A 19,463-nucleotide genomic window follows, 5' to 3' on the forward strand; every position below is an offset into this window, starting at 1 on the left:
CACCCGTCCGTGTCGGGGGCGACGGCGGTCGGCGCACCGGCCTCCGGGCGTGCTCGGGAGGCAACCGGACGTCCGGGCCGGAAACGGCAGTGGCGCCCGCCGGATGATCCGGCGGGCGCCACTGTCAGTCGTACCGGGGAGGGTCAGCGACGGCTCTCGCCGCTGCCGATCTCCTCCCGCTCCGGCCGTGCCTCGACCGGCGGGTGCCCCGGCGAGACCGGCGCCTCGGCCGGCTTCTCGATCGGGTAGAAGAAGCCCCGGATCGCCGGGCCGAGGGCACCGAGCCGGTTCATCTTCTTCGGCACCACCCAGCCGACGTAGTCGAGCGCCGGCGGGTGACCGTCGTGGCCCTCGGCCGAGGTGAGCGGCTGGTGGACCTCGACGAACCGGCCGTCGGGCAGCCGCTTGATGATGCCGGTCTCCACGCCGTGGGCCAGCACCTCCCGGTCGTGCTGCTGCAGACCCAGGCAGATCCGGTACGTGATGTAGTACGCGATCGGCGGGAGGATCAGCAGGCCGATCCGGCCGCCCCAGGTCATCGCGTTCAGGCTGATGTGGAACTTGTCCGCGATGACGTCGTTGGCGCCGGAGAGGGTCAGCACGATGTAGAAGGCGAGCGCCATGGCGCCCACGGCGGTCCGGGCCGGAACGTCCCGGGGCCGCTGGAGCAGGTTGTGGTGCTTGTAGTCCTTGAGGCGGCGTGCCTCCAGGAACGGATACATCGTGGACAGGCCGACCAGGATTCCGGGTAGCACCACCGTCGGCCAGAACAACGGTGGGATGACGTACCCGTTGCCGATCGGGATGTGGATCTCCCAGCCCGGCATGAGCCGGGTCGAGCCGTCGAGGAACATGACGTACCAGTCGGGCTGGCTGGCCGCCGAGACGACCCACGCCTCGTACGGGCCGAACAGCCAGATCGGGTTGATCTGGAACAGGCCGCCCAGCAGCGCGATCACGCCGAAGACGACCATGAAGAAGCCGCCCTGCTTGAGCGCGTAGCGCGGGAACATCCGCTCGCCGACCACGTTGTCGTTGGTCCGGCCGGGGCCGGGCCACTGGGTGTGCTTCTGCTTGAACACCAGGCCCAGGTGGACGCTGATCAGCGCCACCAGCAGGCCCGGGACGAGCAGCACGTGGGCGATGAAGAAGCGGCTGATGATGATGGTGCCGGGGAACTCCCCGCCGAAGATCGACGAGCTGACCCAGGAACCGATCACCGGGATCGACAGGATGATCGCGGAGGCGATCCGCAGGCCGGTGCCGGACAGGCCGTCGTCCGGCAGCGAGTAGCCGGTGAAGCCGGCCAGGAAGCCGACCCAGAACAGCAGCGAGCCGATGATCCAGTTGGTCTCACGCGGCTTGCGGAACGCGCCGGTGAAGAAGACCCGCAGCATGTGGACCACGATCGCGGCCATGAACAGCAGGGCCGACCAGTGGTGCATCTGCCGCATGATCAGACCACCGCGGACATCGAACGAGATGTCCAGGCTGGAGGCGTAGGCGGCCGACATCGGGGTGCCCCGCAGCGGGGCGTAGCTGCCGTTGTAGATGACCTCCGTCATCGCCGGCTCGAAGAAGAACGTCAGGAAGACGCCGGTGAGCAGCAGGACGATGAACGAGAACAGCGCGATCTCGCCCAGCAGGAAGGACCAGTGGTCGGGGAAGACCTTGTTCAGCAGCTTGCGCAGGGGCGTGGCCACCTGGAAGCGGTCGTCCACCGCCCGCGCGCTCTTGGCCGGCAGCGCTGCTGCATCAAACTTTCGGCGCTTCATGGCCGCTCCCAGAAGTCGGGACCGATGGTCTCGGTGTAGTCGGACTTCGCCACGAAGAAGCCCTCCTCGTCCACCTCGATCGGCAGCTGCGGCAGCGGCCGGTTCGCCGGGCCGAAGATCGGCTTGGCGTTGTCGGTGATGAGGAACTGGGACTGGTGGCAGGGGCAGAGCAGGCGGTTGGTCTGCTGCTCGTAGAGGCTGGCCGGGCAGCCGGCGTGCGTACAGATCTTGGAGTACGCGACGTAGTTGCCCCACATGTAGTCGCCGTGGCCCTTGCGCTCGTTCGCGGCGCGCGACTTCTGCGCGTCGTCCTCCCGCAGGTGGATGAGCAGGGTGGGCGAGTCGGCGTGCAGGTTGCTCACGCCGCCGTCGATGCCCGGGAACACGGTGAGCTGGCCGCCGACGCTGACGTCGGCCGGGCGGATCGGGCGGCCGTCCTCACGGATCAGCCGGATCTTCTTGCCGCCCTCGCCCGGCTGGAAGCCGGTGGTGAACATCTGGTTGTTCTTGTGCGGCTGCTCGATCAGGCCACCGATCAGCGGGGCCGCGGCCACCGCGCCCACCGGTGCCAGACCGGCGAGCAGCGAGATGCCGAGCAGCGGCCGGCGGCGCACGCCCACCTCGTCGGCGAGGTAGAGCATGGTCTCACCGGTGATCTTGCGACCCTCCGGGTCGGCGGCCTGGTCGTGCCGGTCCTGGATCGAGACCTCCTTGGGCAGCAGCTTCTTGCCCCAGGTCAGGATGCCGAAACCGATGCCCAGCAGGGCCAGGCCCAGCGTCAGGCCGAGCAGCGGCGTGTAGAGCTTGTCGCCGCCGCGACCCGGCTCCCACTGCCACGGCCACCAGATGTAGACCACCAGGAAGGCGGTCGCGAAGACGCCGGTCAGCAGGAACATCAGGGCGACCGTACGGGTCAGCCGGCGCTCGGCCTTGCTGCCCGGGACGACCTGCGCCTCGTAGTGGACGATCTCGATGTCGTCGCGCCGCGCGCCCTCCTGGACGATGTCGAACCGGGAGAGCCGGGGGTCGTTCACGTCGAGCGGCTCCGGGCCCTGCTGAGCCTGGTGCTCGGTGTGGGTGCTCATGCCGTCACCTCGCTACGGGTGACGCCGGGGGTCGGCGCCACAGCACTGAAAGCATTGATCCGTCCGGTCACGACTTGCCCGCGATCCACAGGCTCGCGAAGACCAGCGCGACGATGCCGACCAGGAAGATCGCCAGACCCTCGGTCGACGGGCCGTACCGGCCCAGGTTGAAACCGCCCGGGTCGCCGTCGTGCTTCAGCGTCTCCTGGATGTAGGCGATGATGTCCGCCTTCTCCTCGGGCGTGATCTGGTTGTCGCCGAACACCGGCATGTTCTGCGGGCCGCTCAGCATGGCGGCGTAGATCTGCCGGTCGCTCGCCGGGGCGAGGCTCGGGGCGTACTTGCCGGAGGACAGCGCGCCGCCGCCGCCGCCGAAGGCGTGGCACTGCGAGCAGTTGATCCGGAACAGCTCACCGCCGGTGGACAGGTTGGCGCCCTCACGCAGGTCGCCGTTGGGCACCTCCGGGCCGCCACCGAGCTCCTGGATGTACTGCCCGAGCTGGCGCACCTGCTCGTCGGTGAACTGCGGGGGCTTGCGCATGGCCTGGGCCTCCTGCCGGGCCATCGGCATGCGACCGCTGCTGACCTGGAACTCCACCGAGGCCGACCCGACGCCGATCAGGCTCGGACCGCGGCCCTCGACGCCCTGGGCGTTGCGACCGTGACAGGTCACACAGCTCACGTCGAACAGCGCCTTACCTTCGTTGCCTGCGGCGGTCAACGGAGGGTTGTCCTGCGCCTGCACGCCGGGGGCGAAGACGGTGTAGGCACCGCCGGCCAGCATCAGCGCGGCGAACAGCCGGACCGCGGCGCCCAGCCGGCGGCGGCCCCTGCTGCGCGCCACGGGCCGCCCGCGCAGCCGCGCGAGCAGACCGCGTCGGCGGTCGTTGTCAGAAGTCATGACCTGTGTCCTTAACCGGTTGGACCTTGTCTCAGGGGACGGAGCAGCGGCGCGGTTCGTGACGCGCCAAGATCACTGGAGCCAGTAGATCATGACGTAGAGCCCGATCCACACGACGTCCACGAAGTGCCAGTAGTAGGACACGACGATCGCCGAGGTCGCCTGGGCGGGGGTGAACCGGCCCATCGTGGTACGGATCATGAAGATCACGAAGGCGATGAGACCGCCGGTCACGTGCAGACCGTGGAAGCCGGTGGTGAGGTAGAACATCGACCCGTAACCGTCTTCGTTGATCTTCACACCCTCGTGCACCAGGGTCCGGTACTCGTTCAGCTGACCGAGCACGAAGATCAGACCCATCACGAAGGTGATCGTGAACCACCGGCGCAGGGCGTGGACGTCGCCGCGCTCGGCCGCGAACACGCCGATCTGGCAGGTGATCGAGGAGAGCACCAGGATCACCGTGAACGTGGTCGCGTACGGGATGTTCAGCACCTCGGTGTGCTTCTCCCACTGCTCCGGCGCCGCAGCGCGGATGGAGAAGTACATGGCGAACAGCGCCGCGAAGAACATGAGTTCGCTGGAGAGCCACACGATCGTCCCGACGCTGACCATGTTGGGTCGGGTCAGGGAGTGGATCCGGCTCTTGTCAATGGCTGGGGCCGCAGTCACGCGGTCATTATTGCCCCTGACCGGGACCGACGATCAGCGGGGTGCCAAACCCGGCCCTTTCGTGGCCCGATCGTGGTGGTCCGCTTCGCCTGACCTACCCTGAAAAGCGTGCTGCACGTCGATCAGATCCGCGCCGTCACCTCGGCTGTTCCGGCGACGCTGGCGGCGGGAGGCGAGGGCGCCCCGCCGCCGTTCACCGTGACCCGGGTGTTCACCGAGACCCGGCTGGACAGCTGGCTCACGCTGGGCATCGTCCTGGCCGCCGGCCTCTACCTCTACGGGGTGCACCGGCTGCGGCTGCGCGGCGACCGGTGGCCGGTCATCCGTACCGTGTCGTTCCTCGGCCCCGGCCTCGGCGGCATCGCGCTGGTCACGCTCACCGGCCTCGGCGCGTACGACACCGCGCTGCTCTCGGTGCACATGGTCCAGCACATGGTGCTGTCCATGGTCGCGCCGATCTTCCTGGCGCTCGGTGCCCCGGTGACGCTGGCGCTGCGCACGCTGCCGGTGCGGCCCCGCAAGCGGCTGCTCGCGATCGTGCACAGCAAGGTGATCCGGGTCTACAGCTTCCCGCTTGTGGCGTTCGCCATCTTCGTGGTGAACCCGTTCGCGCTGTACTTCACCGACCTCTACGAGTTCACCCTGCGCCACGAGTGGGCGCACGAGCTGGTCCACGCGCACTTCATCGCCACCGGCTGCGTCTTCTTCTGGCCGCTGCTCGGCCTGGACCCGCTGCCCGGCCGCTGGCCGTACCCGGGTCGCGCGCTCCTCATGCTGCTCTCGGTGCCGTTCCACACGGTCCTCGGGCTGACCATCATGCAGAGCACCACGCTGTTCGGCGGCGACTGGTACCCGTCGCTCAACCTGTCCTGGTCCGACCCCTGGAACGACCAGGTGGTGGCCGGCGGCATCCTGTGGGCCGGCGGCGAGTTCGTCAGCGTCACCATGCTCGCCGTCCTGGTCGTCCAGTGGGTCAAGCAGTCCGAGCGCGAGGCCCGCCGGCTCGACCGCGAACTGGACCGCCAGGAGGCCCGCCAGCGCGCCGCGGAGGCGAGCGCCTGAGGCCCGTTCCGGGGTACGCCCCGAGCCCGGCCGGGCGGGCCGACGGCCCGGATGTGACAACGGCTACGATCAGCGGGCAGCTACGAGGTGGGAGCCACGTCACGATGAGCGATCGTCTTTGCACCGTCCTGCTCTACAGCGACGACCCGAAGGTCCGCGACCGGATGCGACTCGCCGTTGGCACCCGGCCGGCACCGGGAATCGAGATCGAGTTCGTCGAGGCCGACGACTACAACGCGTGCATCCGGCTGGTCGACGACTACGAGATCGACCTGCTCCTGCTCGACGGTGAGGCGAGCCCGGGCGGCGGCATCGGCATCGCCCGCCAGATCAAGGACGACCGGGACGACGCGCCGCCGACCTGCGTGGTGCTGGCCCGCGCCGCCGACCGCTGGCTGGCCGCGTACGCCGAGGTCGACGCCACCCTCACCCACCCGCTGGACCCGGTGGTCGCCGGCAGCACCGTGGCGGAGCTGCTGCGCCGCACCCACGCCGCGGCCTGACCCCGGCCTTCGCGCGCCACGGCGACGCGGCCGTGGCGTGCCCCAACCGCTTTCCTCACGCCGCTCGGGAGGCCCGTCATGGGCGAACGGACCTGGCCGCTTCTGCTCAACGCGCTGCTGCGCGGCGAGGAGCTCTCCACCGCCGACACGGCGTGGGCGATGGGCGAGATCATGGCCGGCTCGGCCACCCCGGCGCAGATCGCCGGGTTCGCCGTGGCGCTGCGCACCAAGGGCGAGACGCCCGCCGAGCTGGGCGGCCTGGTCGAGACCATGCTGACCCGCGCGGTGCCGGTGCACCTGCCCGAGGACGTGCGCGCGAGCGCGCTGGACGTGGTCGGCACCGGCGGCGACCTCGCGCACACGGTGAACATCTCCACCATGGCGGCGCTCGTGGTCGCCGGGGCCGGGGTGCGCGTGGTCAAGCACGGCAACCGGGCCGCCTCTTCCTCCTGCGGCACCGCCGACGTGCTGGAGCAACTCGGCGTACCCCTTGATCTGGCGCCCGAGCAGGTGGCCCGCTGCGTCACCGAGGCCGGCATCGGTTTCTGCTTCGCCGCCCGCTTCCACCCCGGCATGCGCCACACCGGCCCGGTCCGCCGCGAGATCGGCGTACCCACCGCGTTCAACTTCCTCGGCCCGCTGACCAACCCGGCGCGGCCCCGCGCGGGTGCCGTGGGCTGCTTCGACAAGCGGATGGCCCCGGTGATGGCCGCCGTCTTCGCGGCCCGTGGCGACTCCGCGATCGTGGTACGCGGCGAGGACGGCCTGGACGAGTTCAGCACCGGCGCCCCCACCCGGGTCTGGGTGGCCCAGCAGGGCACCGTCACGGAGGCCCTGCTGGACGCCGCGGAGCTCGGAGTGCCCCGGGCCACCCTGGCCGACCTGCGCGGCGGCGACGCGGTCTACAACGCCGACGTGGTACGCCGGCTGCTGGCGGGTGAGACCGGCCCGGTACGGGACGCGGTGCTGGTCAACGCGGCTGTGGCGCTGGCGACCCAGGGCCCGCTCGACGGCGATCTGCACGAGGCGCTGCGGGCCAACCTGGACCGCGCCGCCGAGGCGGTCGACTCGGGCGCCGCAGCGGCAGCGCTGGAGCGCTGGCTCGAGGTGGCGCGCGCCGCCTGACGGCGGCCTGACGCGGGTGTTGTCATACCCGCGTGCCAAACTACACGGGAGTTATTTTCCGTTTTGGACCTGCGATCCAGCCGAGCCTTTGGTCCACCGGCCGGCGGCTCCCCGCCCCGACCGGTGCCCGGAGCGAGAGGAGCCACCCGTGTCTGACCGCGAGCTGCACTGTGACACCTGCGAGGGCGTCGTGCTGTTCGAGGCGCCGCCGTGCGGCGACGGGCACGGCGCCGACTGCCCGGAGCTGATCTGCACCGGTTGCGGCGCGGCAGTGGTGATCGCCACCTTCACGTTCCGTCCGACCCGCTTGTCGAGCCGCCGCGCCCCTCGCCGGCCGTCCCACCCCAAGGCCGCCTGACCTCCACTCGCCTTCCCGCCGCCCTTCTGCGCCGCGCCTGTCCGCACCTCTCTGCGCCTCCGCGCCGCGCAGGCGCCCCTCCCCACCCCCTCCCCTCCCCGCCACGCCCGACAGCCCCACCGTCCGCCGCTCGTGATCAAGGAGTTTGTGTCACCCACGCCCGTCCAAGCGGACACAAACTCCTTGATCACCGCTTAATGGCCGGCAGGTGGCGGGCGCGCTCCCCTTCCGAAGCGGTGATCAAGGGGTTTGTGTCACCGGCGGCGCGTGAAAGTGCCGCAAACTCCTTGGTCAACGGGGACGGGCGGCGCGGAGCGCACGGTGACCGACGCTCGCCGGGGGCGCAGGGGGGGCGGGTGTGGGGCCTTGGGCGGGAGTGCCGGCGGTGGGCCGTCACGGCACCCGGCGTTGGGAGCGGACTGCGGTTCCGCCCATCGGACGAGCCGCGCGGCGAGCCAGATCTTGGAAGGAAATGGCCGCCATAGGAGCGCTTTCCCTCCAAGATCTCCTGTGGCCATGGCAAGTGGGACGGTGCTCCCGGCGATCGGAACAGCCCGGTGAGTGTGAGCCCGGGTGGTGCGTCTCGGGGCGGAGCGGGCACCAGGCCGGCCGCACGAGCGGTGATCATGAGGTTGGCGGGGACAAAAAGGACCGCCAGTGCCGTCAACTTCATGATCGACGGGGACGGGCGGGCGGAGGGCAAGGGCTGCCAGAGGAGGGAAAGCGGCAGGCCCGCCGCCCCGGTGGGGGTGGCGGGCCTGCGGTGGTGCTCGGGTCAGTGCTCGGCGGTACGGCGGGTGCCCGAGTAGTACTCGAACAGGAGCCCGCAGCTGGCGAAGACGACCGCCACCAGGCCCAGTCCCAGCAGCCAGAACTGCCAGAACACCAGGCCCAGGCCGGCGATCGCGGCGGCCAGCGCCAGGCCGAACGGCCAGTAGCTACCGGGGCTGAAGAAGCCGACCTCGCCGGCACCGTCGGCGATCTCGCCGTCCGGCCGGTCCTCGGGGCGCAGGTCGATACGGCGGGAGACGAACCAGAAGAAGCCGCCGCACATCGCGCAGAGCAGGAAGGACAGGAGCAGCGCCACAGTGCCGATCCACTCGATGTGGCCGCCGCTGTCGCCGTACGTCCAGGCGCCGTAGAGGATCGTCGCGCCGAGGAGGAACGTGGCGATGGTCAGGAAGATCTTCCACTCGGTCTTCATGCCGAACCCCTCAGCTTCCCGCGCCGGCCGACGCGTCGGACGGGTTGAAGTTGTTCACGTCGCGCCGGGTGTCGAACGGCTTCGTCTCGGTGGCGTACTCTTCCTCACCGATCTCGCCGAGCGCCTCCTGGGTCGACTTGCCGGCCTTCTTGGCCGCCAGGAACTGGTCGTACTTCTCCGGCGAGACGACCCGCAGCTCGAAGTTCATGAAGGCGTGGTAGCTGCCGCACAGCTCGGCGCAGCGGCCGACGAACGCGCCTTCCTGGTCGATGCTGGAGACCTCGAACGTGTTGCGCACGTTGCCCGGCATGACGTCCCGCTTGAACAGCAGCTCCGGCACCCAGAACGAGTGGATGACGTCGCGGCTGGTCTCCTCGAAGCGGATCGAGCGCCCGCTGGGCAGCACCAGGATCGGGATGACCTCGCTGGTGCCGAGCACCGAGGCGACGGTGTTGGCCTCCGGGCCCTGGCCGTCGCGGTAGTTGAACTGCCAGTTCCACTTGAACGCGACGACCTCGACGGTGACGTCCGGGTTCCTCGACTGCTTGTTCACGTCGGTCTGCACGACCGCCGTGTAGTAGAAGAGCACGGAGACCACGAGGATCGGCGCGATGGTGTAGAGGAACTCCATCGGCAGGTTGTAGCGGGTCTGCACCGGCAGCTCGTTGCCGCGCTTGCGGTAGCGGACCACGCACCAGAAGATCAGGCCCCACACGAACACGCCGACGGCGAGCGCCGCGATGCAGGACGCGATCCACAGGTCGTACATGCGCTGCGACTCGGGCGTGATGCCGCCCTGCGGCCAGCCGAACCCGCCGAACGCCTTGCCGACGTCACAGCCGGTGAGCGAGACCAGCAGCACCGCCGCGCCGAGACCGAGCCCGGCGATTCGACCAGCACCACGCCGCCGGCGCACACCGGCCCCCGGGGAAGCGCTGTCCCGTACGGCCGAGCGCCGTACCTCCGAACTCCTTGCGACCACCTGGTCCTGCCTCCCTAGCGCGCCGCGGCGGTTGTTCTCCCTGACACCGACGGCAAAGGCGTCACCGACGGTCGCAGATTACTCGACCATGACCGGCCAGGCCGTCTTGGGGTCGCTGTCCACCCCCTTCGGGGGGATCTTGGGCGTAACCGGGCGATAGCGTGGAACCTCATGAGCGCCTCCCCGGTCTACCTGGACGCCGCCACCGCGGCCCCGCTGCATCCGGTCGCGCGGCAGGCGATGCTGGCCGCCCTGGACGACGGCTGGGCCGACCCGGCCCGGCTCTACTCGGCGGCCCGCCGCGCCCGCCAGCTCCTCGACGCCGCCCGGGAGGCCGCCGCGCAGACGCTCGGCGTCCGCGCCGACGAGCTGTCCTTCACCCCCAGCGGTACGGCGGCAGCACACGCCGCGGTGCTCGGTGGCCTGGCCGGGCGGCGGCGGGCCGGGGCGACGCTGGTGCACTCGGCGATCGAGCACTCGGCGGTGCTGCACGCCGCGCAGCGGCACACCGCAGGTGGCGGCGCGGCGGTGTCCGTACCCGTGGACCGGTCGGGCCGGCTGGACCTGGACACCTGGGCGGCGGCGGTGGCCGCGCCCGGCGTGGCCCTCGCGGCGCTGATCGGGGCCAGTCACGAGGTGGGCACTGTGCAGCCGGTGCCCGCCGCGGCGGAGCTGTGCGCGGATGCGGGCGTGCCGCTGTACGTGGACGCGGCACAGCTGGCCGGCCGGGTGCCGCTGCCGGCGGGCTGGTCGGTACTGACCGCCAGCGCGCACAAGTGGGGCGGGCCGCCCGGTGTGGGGCTGCTCGTGGTGCGCAAGGGCACCCGCTGGGAGTCGCCGTACCCGGACGACGAGCGGGAGTCGGGGCGTACCCCCGGGGTGGTGAACCTGCCGGCGGTGGTCGCGGCGGCGGCGAGCCTGCGCGCGGCGGCGGCCGACGCGGCGGCCGAGGCGGCCCGGCTGGGCCCGCTGGTGGACCGGATCCGGGCGCGGGTGGCGGCCGAGGTGCCGGACGTGGAGGTGGTCGGCGACCCGGTGGACCGGCTGCCGCACCTGGTGACGTTCTCCTGCCTGTACGTCGACGGCGAGGCGCTGCTGCACGCGCTGGACCGGCGCGGGTTCGCGGTGTCCTCCGGGTCGTCCTGCACGTCCTCGACGCTGCGCCCGTCACACGTGCTGGAGGCGATGGGGGTGCTGTCGCACGGCAACGTACGGGTGTCGCTGCACCGGGAGACCACCGAGGCGGACGTGGACCGGTTCCTGGCCGAGCTGCCCGGGATCGTGGCGGACCTGCGGGCGGAGGCCGGGGTGACGGACCTGTGAGCGCGAGGAGTGAGCCGCTCCTGCGAGCCCCGCAGTCGGGAACGGAGATGGCACTTTGAGCGAGCCGGACGAGGTGCTGGACTGCCGGGGGCAGCGCTGCCCGCTGCCGGTGATCAATCTCGCCCGGCTGGTGCCCGGCCTGCCGGCCGGCGCGGTGGTGCGGGTGCTGGCCGACGACCCGGCGGCGGCCGTCGACATCCCGGCGTGGTGCCGGATGCGCGGCCACGAGTTCCTGGCGGCGCACGAGGGGCCCGCCTACGACGTCCGCGTGTAAGGAAGGGCCCCTTCTTAACGCCTCCGGTAGAGGAAGGGCCCCTTGTTAACGCACGCCGCCGGCAGTCAGCGCAGGTAGGCGAGGATGCCGGGCAGGGGGTCGGCCTCCACCGCGGTGTCGACCACCAGACGCGGGCCGATCAGCGGCTCGTACTCGGCCCGGCGGCGCAGCGTCAGCTCCCAGGTGCCGTCCTCGGGCGGGCGCGCCTCGACCCGGCGGCGGTGCTCCGCCTCGTCGCCGCAGTGCACCTCGATCACCCGCAGCGGCACCCCGGCCCGTTCGGCCACGTCGTGCCAGAGGCCCCGGGCACTGGCGACCGGGTTCACCGCGTCGACGACAACGCTGAGCCCCAGGCCGAGCTGCACCTCGGCCAGCCCGGCGACAGCGCCGTAGGCGGCCATCCCGGGCACGTCACCAGTGAGCCCGTAGCGGTGCAGGGCGCGCTCGACCGGGTCGACCGGCAGGACCGGGGCGCGCAGCGCGGCGCCGACCCGGGCGGCCAGGGTGCTCTTTCCCACACCCGGCAGCCCGGCGAACGCGACGAGCACCGGCTGGCCGGAGCCGGGGCGGGCCGCGTTCGGGTCCAGCCCGGCGGCCGGGCCGGTCACAGCAGGTGCGGCCGGACGTCCTCGGCGGCCGCGTCCCCGTACGACTCGGCGAGTCGCTTCACGAACAGGTCCCGGCGGACCTCGTACTCCTGACCGCCGAAGTTCTCCAGCACGAGCGCGGCGAGCAGGCAGCCGACCTGGGCCGCCCGCTCCAGGCCGACGCCCCAGTCGAGCGCGGCGAAGAAGCCGGCCCGGAAACCGTCGCCGACACCTGTCGGGTCGACCGCCTGGATCTCCCGCGCGATCGGCACCCGGAACGAGCCGATCTCCCGGCCGGCGATCTCCACGCCCTGCTTGCCGAGCGTGGTGACCCGCACCTTGACCCGGTCGAGCAGCTGCTCGTCGGTCAGGCCGGCCTTGCTCTGCAGCAGCGACTTCTCGTACTCGTTCGTCATCAGGTAGTCGGCGCCCTCGACCAGGCCGAGCACGTCCGCGCCGTCCATCCGGGCGAGCTGCTGCGACGGGTCGGCGACGAAGGAGTAGCCGCGGTCCCGGCACTCGCCCGAGTGCCGGATCATCGCGGCCGGGTCGTTGGCGCTGACCAGCACCAGGTCCAGGCCGCCGAGGCGCTGCGCCACCGGAGCGAGCTCGATGTTGCGGGCCTCGCTCATTGCCCCGGCGTAGAAGGAGGCGATCTGGCACATGTCGGTGTCGGTGGTGCAGACGAAGCGTGCCGTGTGCGCGACCTCGCTGACGTGCACCGAGTCACAGTCGACGCCGTGGCGCTCCAGCCAGGAGCGGTAGTCGGCGAAGTCGGCGCCGACCGCGCCGAGCAGCACCGGGCGCAGCCCGAGCTGGGCCATGCCGAAGGCGATGTTCGCCGCGGTGCCGCCGCGCCGGAGCACCAGCTCGTCGACGAGGAAGGACAGCGAGACCTTGTCGAGCTGGTCGGCGATGAGCTGGTCGGCGAACCGGCCGGGGAAGCTCATCAGGTGGTCGGTCGCGATCGAGCCGGTCACGGCGATCTTCATGTCAGCCCTCGGGGTCGGGAGCACGGCGCGGTCAGCCTACCGGCCCCCGGGCCGTGCGGACGGCCGTCGGTCGCCAACCGGTCGATCAGCGCACATCCGAAGTCGCGCGCGGGAGGTACGACGCAGCGGCGGACCGCCCCGTTCGGGGGCGGCCCGCCGCTTCGGTCGGTCAGTCGACTCAGCTGAAGGAGTCGCCGCAGGCGCAGGAGTTGCCCGCATTCGGGTTGTCGATGGTGAAGCCCTGGGCGTCGATCCGGTCGGCGAAGTCGATGGTGGCGCCGGTCAGGTAGGGGGCGCTCATCCGGTCGACGACGACCTCGACACCGTCGTAGTCGGTGACGACGTCACCGTCGAGCGAGCGCTCGTCGAAGAACAGCTGGTACCGCAGGCCGGAGCAGCCACCCGGCTGCACCGCGACCCGGAGCCGCAGGTCGTCGCGGCCCTCCTGCTCGATCAGGGCCTTGACCTTCTGCGCCGCGACGTCGGTGAGGACGACGGTGCTGGGGGCCTTGGCCTCGGTCGACTCGGTCTGCGCTGGCGTGGTCACGTGGAAGTCTCCCTGCGCGGTATAGGTCCGGACGTCCTGGCCAACGCCGCACGTCCGCCAGTGATTCCCGGTGTGGTCCGTCTTTCGATCGTACGCCGCCTCCGGCGCCACCACCCGGCGGCGTGAGCAGCGGAACCGGTCAGCGGCTCCATTGCCGGGCCAGCCGGGCGCCGAGCGCGCGCAGCCCCTCGGCCGGGCGGGTCATCGCCGCGTCCACTCCCCCGTGCTCCTCGCCGCCGAAGTGCTCGACCAGGCTGTGTGCCTCGGTCACCCCGGCCGCGGCGGCCTCCCGCCGCCCGGTGCTCACCCGTCCCGCCAGCACCACGCAGGGCACGCCCCGGTCCCGGGCGGCCCCGGCCACGCCGGCCACCACCTTGCCGCGCAGCGACTGGTGGTCGAACGAGCCCTCGCCGGTGATCACCAGGTCGGCGGCGTCGAGCGCGGCGTCCAGCCTCACCGCGCGGGTGACCAGCCCGATGCCGGACTCGCACCGGCCGCCCAGCGCCAGGACCGCCGCGCCGAGACCGCCGGCCGCACCGCCGGACGGCAACGCGCCCAGCCCGGACGGGCAGCCCGGCAGCCGCTCGGTGAGCACCTGCGCCCAGCGGGTCAGCGCGGCGTCCAGCAGCAGCACGTCGGCCCGGTCGGCGCCCTTCTGCGGGCCGAAGACGCTGCTCGCGCCGTGCAGCCCGAGCAGCGGGTTGTCCACGTCGGTGGCGGCGACGAGCGTCACGCCGCGCAGCCGGGGCTCGCCGTCGAGCGCGGCCACCTCGGCCAGCGCCGCGCCGCCGTACGGCAGGGCCCGGCCCGCGCCGTCCAGCGGCGTGACACCCAGCGGTACGAGCATCCCCGCGCCGCCGTCGTTGGTGGCCGAGCCGCCCAGCCCCACCACCACAGTCCGCGCGCCCGCCTCGACCGCGGCGGCGACGAGCAGCCCCAGCCCGTAGGAGGTGGTGGCCTTCGGGTCACGTTCGGCGGCGGCGAGCAGGTGCAGTCCGCACGCCTGCGCGCTCTCCAGGTACGCCGTGCCGTCGTCGGTGAGCAGGATCTCACCGGCGGCCGGGCGGCCCAGCGGGTCGACGGTGGGCACCGGCAGCCGGCGTCCGCCGAGTGCCCCAGCGAGCACGTCGATGAACCCCGGCCCTCCGTCGGCCAGCGGCCGGACCAGCAGTTCGTCGCCGGGGGCGACGTCCCGCCAGCCCTCGGCCACCGCGGCGGCCACGTCGGGGGCCGGCAGCGTGCCGGCGAACTTGTCCGGGCAGAGCAGCACGCGCATGCGCAGCAGTGTGGCAGGCCACATCCGACGCGGCTGCGGCGCGGGCGCGCTGTGCGACCATGGGGGGCGTGACTTCGACCTGGGTTGAGCCGTCCAACACCGCCACGGCGCTGCTGCTCCTCGGCCGTGGCAGCGACCCCGCCACCGAGCGTGGCGTGGAGTGTCCGGGTGATCTCCCCGCTCCGAGCGACCCCGGCCTGGTGGCCCGCGCCGCCGCCGCGAAGGCCGCGCTCGGCACCAAGGTGTTCGTCCTGGGCCACCACTACCAGCGCGACGAGGTGATCCAGTTCGCCGACGTGACAGGCGACTCGTTCAAGCTGGCCCGGGAGGCGGCGGCCCGCCCGGACGCGGAGTACATCGTCTTCTGCGGCGTGCACTTCATGGCCGAGAGCGCGGACATCCTCACCTCGGACGCGCAGAAGGTGATCCTGCCCGACCTCGCGGCCGGCTGCTCGATGGCCGACATGGCGGTGCTGTCGCAGGTCGAGGCCGCGTGGGACACGCTCACCGATCTGGGCATCGCGGCGGACACCGTCCCGGTGACGTACATGAACTCCTCGGCCGACATCAAGGGCTTCGTCGGCCGCAACGGCGGCGTGGTCTGCACCTCGTCGAACGCCAAGCGGGCCCTGGACTGGGCCTTCGAGCAGGGCCGCAAGGTGCTGTTCCTGCCCGACCAGCACCTGGGTCGCAACACCGCGGTGCTGGAGATGGGCTTCTCGCTCGACGACTGCGTGCTCTACGACCCGCACAAGCCGAACGGCGGGCTGACCCCGGAGCAGCTGCGCGACGCGAAGATGATCCTGTGGCGCGGCCACTGCTCGGTGCACGGACGGTTCACGCTCGACAGCGTCAACGACGTGCGCGAGCGGGTGCCGGGCGTGAACGTGCTGGTGCACCCGGAGTGCCGCCACGAGGTGGTGAACGCCGCCGACCTGGTCGGCTCGACCGAGTTCATCATCCGGACCATCGAGGCGGCCCCGGCCGGCTCGGCGTGGGCGGTGGGCACCGAACTGAATCTGGTCCGCCGGCTCGCGCTGGCCCACCCGGACAAGCAGATCATGTTCCTCGACCGGGCGGTCTGCTACTGCTCGACGATGAACCGCATCGACCTGCCGCATCTGGTCTGGGCACTGGAGGAGCTGGTCGCCGGTCGGGTGGTGAACCAGATCACCGTCGATCCGGAGACCGCTCGACACGCCCGGTCGGCGCTGGACCAGATGCTCGCGCTCCCGGGAGCTTGATCACCGTCGGTGACGCAGCTGGCACGGAAACGCACCTGACACCCCGGTTCGTGCCCTCGCTGGCGATGTGACCGATTCCATTTCCGTCACGGAGGGCTATGCTGCCGGGGCGACGACACACGCGGCCCGTTTTCCCATGACCGCGTTCCGGGTAGCGATGAACTTCGTGCACCCATCACTAGACACGGCAGCACCCAACGCGCTGGAGGTTGCGTTGACCGACGACGTCCTGGTCGTACACGGAGGTACTCCGCTCGAAGGGCGGATCCGCGTGCGCGGCGCGAAGAACCTGGTGTCCAAGGCGATGGTGGCCGCCCTGCTGGGCGACACACCCAGCCGGCTGTTCGACGTGCCACGCATCCGTGACGTCGAGGTCGTCCGCGGCCTGCTCGGCCTGCACGGCGTCAAGGTCAGCGACGGCGACGAGGAGGGCGAGCTCGTCTTCGACCCCTCGAACGTCGAGAGCGCCAGCACCGACCAGATCAACGTGCACGCCGGATCCAGCCGGATCCCGATCCTGTTCTGCGGCCCGCTGCTGCACCGGCTCGGCCACGCCTTCATCCCCGACCTGGGCGGCTGCCACATCGGCCCGCGCCCGATCGACTTCCACCTCCAGGCGCTGCGTGAGTTCGGCGCCACCGTCGAGAAGACGCCGGAGGGACTGCACCTGTCCGCGCCCAACGGGCTGCACGGCACGAAGTTCTCGCTGCCGTACCCGAGCGTGGGCGCCACCGAGCAGGTGCTGCTCACCGCGGTGATGGCCGAGGGCGTCACCGAGCTGCGCAACGCGGCGGTCGAGCCGGAGATCGTCGACCTCATCTGCGTGCTGCAGAAGATGGGCGCGATCATCAAGGTGCACACCGACCGGGTGATCGAGATCCAGGGCGTCAAGAAGCTGCACGGCTACACCCACCGGCCGATCCCGGACCGGATCGAGGCGGCGAGCTGGGCGGCGGCGGCGCTGGCCACCCGCGGCCACGTCGAGGTGCTGGGCGCCCAGCAGGCCGACATGATGACCTTCCTGAACATCTTCCGGTCGGTCGGCGGCGAGTACGAGGTCACCGACCTGCGCCCGCCGCGCGGCGGCAGCCCCGGCCAGGAGGGCGGCATCCGGTTCTGGCACCCGGGCGGCGAGCTGAACGCGGTGGCGCTGGAGACCGACGTGCACCCGGGTTTCATGACCGACTGGCAGCAGCCGCTGGTGGTCGCGCTCACCCAGGCCCGTGGCCTGTCGATCGTCCACGAGACGGTCTACGAACAGCGGCTCGGCTACACCGAGGCGCTGAACACGATGGGCGCCAACATCCAGGTCTACCGGGACTGCCTCGGCGGCACCCCGTGCCGCTTCGGCCGGCGCAACTTCAAGCACTCCGCGGTGATCGCCGGGCCGAGCAAGCTGCACGCGGCCGACCTGGTCATCCCGGACCTGCGGGCCGGTTTCAGCCACCTGATCGCGGCGCTGGCCGCCGAGGGCACCTCCCGGGTGTACGGCGTGGACCTGATCAACCGGGGCTACGAGGACTTCGAGGCCAAACTGGCCGACCTCGGCGCGCACGTCGAGCGTCCCTGACCGTCCCGCCCGCTCGACCCGGCCGCGTCCGGTGCACCCGTGATGTGCACCTGGCGCGGCCGGTTGGCTACCCTTGCCGCGTGCCGTCGCTGTTTCGCCGCAAGTCCGCCGACCTCGTCGAGGATTCCGTCACCACTGTGACGGCCGACGAGGAGTCCGCCGCCGCCCGCCCCCGGGGCTACACGCCCAGCAAGAAGGAGCTCGGGCAGGTCACGCCGAAGCGCCCGGTCGCCGGCCGCCGGCCGACCGCGCCGGCCAAGCCGCTGACCAAGGAGGAGGCCCGCGCGCAGCGTCGCGCCGCCCGCGCCGAGGCGGCGGCCGAGTTCCGCCGCGAGGGCGGCCCGCGTGACAGGGGCCCGGAGCGGCTGCTGGCCCGCAACGTGGTCGACTCCCGGCGCACGATCGGCACCTGGTTCTTCGGCGGTGCGCTGATCGTGCTGTTCGGCTCCAACCAGGCCATGCCGCCGATCGTGCGGCTGCTGTCGAACGTGCTCTGGGGCGCGCTGGCCCTCGGCGTGCTGATCGACTCGGTGCTGATCTCCCGGAAGATCAAGCGGCTGGTCCGCGAGCGCTTCCCCAAGAGCACCGAGAAGCTCGGCTCGCTCTACTTCTACGCGATCATGCGGTCGATCACGTTCCGCCGGATGCGTGCGCCCGCACCCCGGGTGAACATCGGCGACAAGGTCTGACCGACCCCGGACCGGCCCTTTCCCGCCCCGGCGGGGAGGGGCCGTCGTCGTTGTCAGGCCACCCCGAGCAGGCGCAACACCGCGGTGGTGGCCGCCGCCGCGACCACGACCAGCACGAACGGGGCCCGGCGCCAGGCGAGCAGCAGGCCGACGAGCACTCCGGCGGGCCGGGCGTAGCCGGCGAAGCCGCCGGCCTCGGTGAGCGCCGCGGTGGCGGCGAGCGCGGCCAGCAGCGTCGCGGCGCCGACCGGCAGCAGGTGGCGGGCCCATTCGGGCAGGTCCAGCCGGTCCCGCAGCAGCACACCGGCGACCCGGAAACCGTAGGTGCCGGCGGCCAGCGCGAGGATCACCGCGATCAGCACGAGACCTCCCCCGCCCGCACGCTCCGGCCGTCAGCCGCCTCGCCGGCGGTCCCGTCCGGGGCGGCGTCCCGGTCAGACGGCACGGCATCCGCGTCCCGCAGCGCGGCATCCGCGCCGGGCGGTGCGGCATCCGCGCCGGGCCGTGCGGCGTTCGCGCCGGGCGGTGCGGCATCCGCGTCGTCCGCCGCGGCGGGTGAGCGGTGGCGGGCCAGCAGAGGCAGGGCCAGCGCGGCGAGCGCGAGCAGCACCGGCAGCCCGGCCGGCAGCAGCGGGGTCGCCAGCACGGCGAGTACGGCGCCGAGAATCGCCACCCGGCGGGTCTCCCGGTCGCGCAGGCTGGGCAGCAGCAGGGCGGCCAGTCCGGCCGGGAACGCGGCGTCGAGTCCCAGGGCGGCCGGGTCGCCGGCCGCGCCACCGGCGAGCACGCCGAGCGCGGTGCCGGCGTTCCAGGCGAGGAACAGCAGCACCCCGGCGAGCCAGAACGCCCGGCGCCGCTGCGGCCCGGCCGGACGGGCCAGCGCGAACGCCGTCGCCTCGTCGGTCATCAGGTGGCTGCCGAGCAGCCGCTGCGTCCGCCGGGTGCCCAGCGCGCCGCCGAGAGCCAGGCCGAACGGCAGGTGCCGGGCGTTCAGGAGCAGGCCGGCGAGGACAGCCGCGAGCGGGCTGCCGGCCGCGACGAGCCCGACGGCCATGAACTGGGCGCCCCCGGCGTAGACCAGCGCCGACATGGCCAGTGTGGCCCAGACCGGCAGGCCGGCGGCCACCGCCATGGCACCGAACGACGCGCCGACGGCGAGCATCGCCGCGCCGATGGCGGCGACGTCGCGGAGCACCCGGGCGTCGCCCGTTCGGTATGCCGTACGCATGTCCATTATCCTGAACGGGAGCACGCTTGTTCGTCAAACCGAACAAACCGACCGATGGAGCGAACA

Annotated in this window: 21 protein-coding genes; 9 read left to right on the forward strand and 12 right to left on the reverse strand. The window is 72.0% G+C overall.

Annotation, left to right across the window (positions count from 1 at the left end; translation table 11 throughout):
• Positions 1 to 143 precede the first annotated feature (143 nt).
• From AB0B20_RS10100 to AB0B20_RS10115, 4 genes are all read right to left on the reverse strand, one after another.
• Positions 144 to 1,775, reverse strand: coding sequence for a cytochrome b N-terminal domain-containing protein (locus tag AB0B20_RS10100; RefSeq protein WP_357380625.1), 1,632 nt, complete (start codon positions 1,773 to 1,775; stop codon positions 144 to 146).
• The gene (locus tag AB0B20_RS10105; RefSeq protein ID WP_357469675.1) at positions 1,772 to 2,860 is read right to left on the reverse strand and encodes a Rieske 2Fe-2S domain-containing protein; all 1,089 of its coding nucleotides are present in this window, start codon (positions 2,858 to 2,860) and stop codon (positions 1,772 to 1,774) included. The genes AB0B20_RS10100 and AB0B20_RS10105 overlap by 4 nt, the downstream gene beginning before the upstream one ends.
• A gap of 67 nt (positions 2,861 to 2,927) precedes the next feature.
• Positions 2,928 to 3,761, reverse strand: a complete 834-nt coding sequence (locus tag AB0B20_RS10110) for a cytochrome c (protein WP_269704829.1) — start codon at positions 3,759 to 3,761, stop codon at positions 2,928 to 2,930.
• A 72-nt stretch (positions 3,762 to 3,833) separates the two neighbouring features.
• Positions 3,834 to 4,433, reverse strand: a complete 600-nt coding sequence (locus AB0B20_RS10115; RefSeq protein ID WP_354869940.1) for a heme-copper oxidase subunit III — start codon at positions 4,431 to 4,433, stop codon at positions 3,834 to 3,836.
• A gap of 126 nt (positions 4,434 to 4,559) precedes the next feature.
• On the opposite strand from AB0B20_RS10115, the gene AB0B20_RS10120 reads away from it, so the two are divergent.
• From AB0B20_RS10120 to AB0B20_RS10135, 4 genes are all read left to right on the forward strand, one after another.
• Positions 4,560 to 5,495 (forward strand): cytochrome c oxidase assembly protein, encoded by a 936-nt coding sequence (locus AB0B20_RS10120; protein WP_357381154.1) that lies wholly within the window; start codon positions 4,560 to 4,562, stop codon positions 5,493 to 5,495.
• 104 nt (positions 5,496 to 5,599) lie between these two features.
• Positions 5,600 to 5,998 carry a hypothetical protein gene (locus AB0B20_RS10125; protein WP_357380620.1) on the forward strand — a complete coding sequence of 133 codons (399 nt, stop codon included), beginning with the start codon at positions 5,600 to 5,602 and terminating at the stop codon, positions 5,996 to 5,998.
• 78 nt (positions 5,999 to 6,076) lie between these two features.
• Positions 6,077 to 7,123, forward strand: coding sequence for an anthranilate phosphoribosyltransferase (gene trpD / locus AB0B20_RS10130; RefSeq protein ID WP_357380618.1), 1,047 nt, complete (start codon positions 6,077 to 6,079; stop codon positions 7,121 to 7,123).
• A 148-nt stretch (positions 7,124 to 7,271) separates the two neighbouring features.
• Entirely contained in the window at positions 7,272 to 7,481 is a 210-nt protein-coding gene (locus tag AB0B20_RS10135) for a hypothetical protein (protein WP_357380616.1), read from the forward strand.
• 775 nt (positions 7,482 to 8,256) lie between these two features.
• Here AB0B20_RS10135 and AB0B20_RS10140 read toward each other — a convergent pair.
• Both AB0B20_RS10140 and coxB read right to left on the reverse strand, forming a co-directional pair.
• Positions 8,257 to 8,685, reverse strand: a complete 429-nt coding sequence (locus tag AB0B20_RS10140; RefSeq protein ID WP_357380614.1) for a cytochrome c oxidase subunit 4 — start codon at positions 8,683 to 8,685, stop codon at positions 8,257 to 8,259.
• 10 nt (positions 8,686 to 8,695) lie between these two features.
• Positions 8,696 to 9,667, reverse strand: a complete 972-nt coding sequence (coxB, locus tag AB0B20_RS10145) for a cytochrome c oxidase subunit II (RefSeq protein WP_357380612.1) — start codon at positions 9,665 to 9,667, stop codon at positions 8,696 to 8,698.
• Between the two features lie 171 nt (positions 9,668 to 9,838).
• On the opposite strand from coxB, the gene AB0B20_RS10150 reads away from it, so the two are divergent.
• Together AB0B20_RS10150 and AB0B20_RS10155 are read left to right on the forward strand one after the other, a co-directional pair.
• Positions 9,839 to 10,990 (forward strand): aminotransferase class V-fold PLP-dependent enzyme, encoded by a 1,152-nt coding sequence (locus tag AB0B20_RS10150; protein ID WP_357469679.1) that lies wholly within the window; start codon positions 9,839 to 9,841, stop codon positions 10,988 to 10,990.
• Positions 10,991 to 11,045: 55 nt separating this feature from the next.
• Positions 11,046 to 11,264, forward strand: coding sequence for a sulfurtransferase TusA family protein (locus AB0B20_RS10155; RefSeq protein ID WP_073831489.1), 219 nt, complete (start codon positions 11,046 to 11,048; stop codon positions 11,262 to 11,264).
• 65 nt (positions 11,265 to 11,329) lie between these two features.
• Here the strand turns inward: AB0B20_RS10155 and AB0B20_RS10160 are convergent, their stop codons facing one another.
• The 4 genes from AB0B20_RS10160 to AB0B20_RS10175 form a co-directional block, all read right to left on the reverse strand.
• Positions 11,330 to 11,872, reverse strand: a complete 543-nt coding sequence (locus AB0B20_RS10160; protein ID WP_357469682.1) for an ATP-binding protein — start codon at positions 11,870 to 11,872, stop codon at positions 11,330 to 11,332.
• Positions 11,869 to 12,843, reverse strand: coding sequence for a carbohydrate kinase family protein (locus AB0B20_RS10165; protein ID WP_357380605.1), 975 nt, complete (start codon positions 12,841 to 12,843; stop codon positions 11,869 to 11,871). Before AB0B20_RS10165 ends, AB0B20_RS10160 begins: the two co-directional genes overlap by 4 nt.
• 178 nt (positions 12,844 to 13,021) lie before the next feature.
• Positions 13,022 to 13,390, reverse strand: coding sequence for an iron-sulfur cluster insertion protein ErpA (gene erpA / locus AB0B20_RS10170; protein ID WP_269704820.1), 369 nt, complete (start codon positions 13,388 to 13,390; stop codon positions 13,022 to 13,024).
• 139 nt (positions 13,391 to 13,529) lie between these two features.
• Positions 13,530 to 14,690, reverse strand: coding sequence for a glycerate kinase (locus AB0B20_RS10175; RefSeq protein ID WP_357469685.1), 1,161 nt, complete (start codon positions 14,688 to 14,690; stop codon positions 13,530 to 13,532).
• Between the two features lie 44 nt (positions 14,691 to 14,734).
• Between AB0B20_RS10175 and nadA the strand changes: the two genes are divergently transcribed.
• The 3 genes from nadA to AB0B20_RS10190 all read left to right on the forward strand — a co-directional run bounded on the left by nadA (position 14,735) and on the right by AB0B20_RS10190 (position 18,169).
• The gene (nadA, locus tag AB0B20_RS10180) at positions 14,735 to 15,910 is read left to right on the forward strand and encodes a quinolinate synthase NadA (RefSeq protein ID WP_357469687.1); all 1,176 of its coding nucleotides are present in this window, start codon (positions 14,735 to 14,737) and stop codon (positions 15,908 to 15,910) included.
• Positions 15,911 to 16,124: 214 nt separating this feature from the next.
• A complete protein-coding gene (gene murA, locus AB0B20_RS10185; RefSeq protein WP_357380599.1) occupies positions 16,125 to 17,480 on the forward strand; it encodes a UDP-N-acetylglucosamine 1-carboxyvinyltransferase in 1,356 nt (451 codons plus the stop codon).
• An 80-nt stretch (positions 17,481 to 17,560) separates the two neighbouring features.
• Positions 17,561 to 18,169, forward strand: a complete 609-nt coding sequence (locus AB0B20_RS10190) for a DUF3043 domain-containing protein (RefSeq protein ID WP_357380596.1) — start codon at positions 17,561 to 17,563, stop codon at positions 18,167 to 18,169.
• Between the two features lie 53 nt (positions 18,170 to 18,222).
• Here the strand turns inward: AB0B20_RS10190 and AB0B20_RS10195 are convergent, their stop codons facing one another.
• Both AB0B20_RS10195 and AB0B20_RS10200 read right to left on the reverse strand, forming a co-directional pair.
• Positions 18,223 to 18,531 (reverse strand): AzlD domain-containing protein, encoded by a 309-nt coding sequence (locus AB0B20_RS10195; protein WP_091421090.1) that lies wholly within the window; start codon positions 18,529 to 18,531, stop codon positions 18,223 to 18,225.
• The gene (locus AB0B20_RS10200) at positions 18,525 to 19,397 is read right to left on the reverse strand and encodes an AzlC family ABC transporter permease (protein ID WP_357469690.1); all 873 of its coding nucleotides are present in this window, start codon (positions 19,395 to 19,397) and stop codon (positions 18,525 to 18,527) included. Before AB0B20_RS10200 ends, AB0B20_RS10195 begins: the two co-directional genes overlap by 7 nt.
• Positions 19,398 to 19,463 lie beyond the last annotated feature (66 nt).

The organism is Micromonospora sp. NPDC049151 (genome assembly GCF_040648395.1).
In the GTDB taxonomy this organism is placed as follows: Bacteria; Actinomycetota; Actinomycetes; order Mycobacteriales; family Micromonosporaceae; genus Micromonospora.